At 54.6% G+C, this 302-nt stretch carries 1 protein-coding gene; it reads right to left on the minus strand.

The features are described from left to right. The coding region (locus FKW31_RS15835; protein ID WP_150179065.1) for a DDE-type integrase/transposase/recombinase at positions 1–302 on the minus strand (302 nt) is incomplete at both ends.

Below are 302 nucleotides of genomic sequence, written 5' to 3' on the forward strand. Positions count from 1 at the left end.
GGGCGTTATCATAGGAATCCCCAACACTGCCGACAGAAGCAACGAGCCCCGCTTCAGCCAGTCTTTGCGTGTAGCGAATGGACACATATTGACAGCCGCGGTCGGAATGGTGGGTCACTTTTCCCTCAGGTCGCCTCTGGCACAGAGCCTGCTCGAGAGCATCCAGCACGAAGTCGGTATGGGCCGTTGAGGAGACGCGCCAGCCCACAATAACCCGTGCGAATACATCAATGATGAAGGCCACATAAACAAAGCCCTGCCATGTGGAAACGTAAGTAAAATCCGAAACCCACAGTCTGTTG

The organism is Acetobacter sp. DmW_136 (assembly GCF_008690365.1).
GTDB lineage: Bacteria > Pseudomonadota > Alphaproteobacteria > Acetobacterales > Acetobacteraceae > Acetobacter > Acetobacter oryzifermentans.